The sequence below is a fragment of the Streptomyces sp. CO7 genome, from assembly GCF_053474865.1.
Genome location: NZ_JBRIOU010000005.1, coordinates 334,588 through 336,688, shown reverse-complemented (window position 1 = coordinate 336,688; position 2,101 = coordinate 334,588). Strand labels below are relative to the sequence as shown.

Below are 2,101 nucleotides of genomic sequence, written 5' to 3'. Positions count from 1 at the left end.
CCCCCACCCCGACCATGCCGTCCCTGGAGGAGGCGCACGCGCGTGCCTCCGAGGCGGCGGGCTGGTTCCAGGAGAACTGGGCGTCGTGGCTGGCCGTGGGTCTGCGGATCGTCCTGATCGTCGCGGTCGCGCTGGTCCTGCGGATGCTGGTCCGCCGCGCGATCACCCGGCTGATCGACCGGATGAACCGCAACACCTCCGCCACCGAGGGCAGCACCCTGGGCGGTCTGCTGGTCAACGCCGAGCGGCGGCGTCAGCGCTCGCAGGCCATCGGCTCGGTGCTGCGGTCGGTGGCGTCCTTCGTCATCCTCGGCACGGCCTTCCTGATGGTGCTCGGCGCCTTCCAGATCAACCTGGCGCCGCTGCTCGCCTCGGCGGGTGTGGCCGGTGTCGCCATCGGTTTCGGCGCACGGAACCTGGTCACCGACTTCCTCTCCGGCGTCTTCATGATCCTCGAGGACCAGTACGGCGTCGGCGACACCATCGACGCGGGCGTGGCCACCGGCGAGGTCATCGAGGTCGGCCTGCGGGTCACCAAGCTGCGCGGCGACAACGGCGAGATCTGGTACGTCCGCAACGGCGAGATCAAGCGGATCGGCAACGCCTCCCAGGGCTGGGCCACCGCCGGCGTGAACGTGACCGTGCGGCCCGAGGAGGACCTGGACCGGGTGAAGTCGGTGCTGGGCGAGGTCGCCGAGCGGATCGCCAAGGAGGAGCCCTGGAACGAGATCCTGTGGGGTCCCGTCGAGGTGCTGGGCCTGGACGACGTGCTGCTGGACTCCATGGTGATCCGGGTGACCGCGAAGACCATGCCCGGCAAGGCGGTCAACGTGGAGCGGGAGCTGCGCTGGCGGATGAAGCGGGCGCTGGACGCGGCGGGCATCCGGATGCTCGGCGTCCCGGAGCAGGCGACCGAGGAGCCGCTGGTGGACCCGACGGCGGGCATGGCCGCGCCGTCCGCGTTCGCCAGCAGCAGCTCGCCGCAGTCGGTGGCGGCGTCGCCGATCCCGCCGAAGGGGCTGTGACACCCCCGTTCGCGACGACCCACGAGGGGCGGCGCCCGGATCACTCCGGGCGCCGCCCCTCCCCCGTTCCCCCGCGCGGTGGCTCAGGCGTGCCGCAGCTCCGACGGCCGGACCGTGCGGCGCAGCAGCGGGATGCCGGTCGCCGCGGCGAGCAGGGCGACGGCGTAGATCACGAACGGGACCGGCAGCGCGGCCCAGGGGAAGGTGAACGCGCCCGCGTTCCCCAGCGTGGCGTACCAGACCCCCACGGCCAGGCCGCCGACGGCGGCGAGCCCGACCGCCGGAGCGAGGGGCAGCGCGGTCTCCAGCAACAGCGCGCGGCCGAGAACGCTTCGGGGAACGCCCGCCGCGACCTGCTCGGCCAGCCCGTCCCGCCGGGCCGCGATCCCCTCGGCCGTGCCCACGGCGATCGCGGCGAGGGTCAGCAGCACGCCGATCCCGACGGCGCACGCCGCGAGGTCGAGGCCCATGAGGTAGAAGTCCATGTCGCTCGGCGTACGAGAACCCGAGCGGTGCAGGTCGTCCACGATGCCCTGCCGGACGCCCATGTAGCCGGTCGCCACCACGGTGAGCAGCAGCACGGCCGCGTGGGTGCGCGCCGCGGCCCACGCGTTGTCGCGCAGTCGTTCCGCGGCAAGGAGGACGGCCGGGTCGTCGGCGCGGGCGGCGAGGCGGCGCCCCAGGAGTCCGGCGGCGGCTCCGGTCACCCAGATCGCGCCCATACCGGTGAGCAGGAAGGCCACGAACAACACCACGGGACCGTCGATCCCGATGCGCCCGCCGTAGGCGACGGACAGCAGCCCCAGCAGCACGGCCCCGACGACGACGGCGGCGCCCTTCAGCGCCGTGCCCCTGCCGGCCGGCTTACGTGTGCGGCGCACCGTGCCGAGCGGTGACGCGACCACGTGGCGCAGCGCCACCACTCCCACCACCGCGCCTGCGGCCGGGACGAGCAGCGCCACCAGCACCACCGCGGCCCACAACAGAGGGGACGGGCTCCCCACTCTCAGCACGCCCGCCATCACGACCGGTACGGCGAGGACCGAGCCGAGCAGGCAGGCGAGGCCGGTCTCGAC

Annotated in this window: 2 protein-coding genes; one reads left to right on the top strand and one right to left on the bottom strand. The window is 73.8% G+C overall.

Features of this window, described 5'->3' with window-relative positions; genetic code table 11:
* Positions 1-1,025, top strand: a 1,025-nt coding sequence (locus ACOV8S_RS19970; protein WP_448319153.1) for a mechanosensitive ion channel family protein, incomplete at its 5' end; no start/stop codon positions are given.
* 83 nt (positions 1,026-1,108) lie between these two features.
* Here the strand turns inward: ACOV8S_RS19970 and ACOV8S_RS19965 are convergent.
* On the bottom strand, positions 1,109-2,101 hold a 993-nt coding region (locus ACOV8S_RS19965; RefSeq protein ID WP_448319152.1), incomplete at its 5' end, for an ABC transporter permease.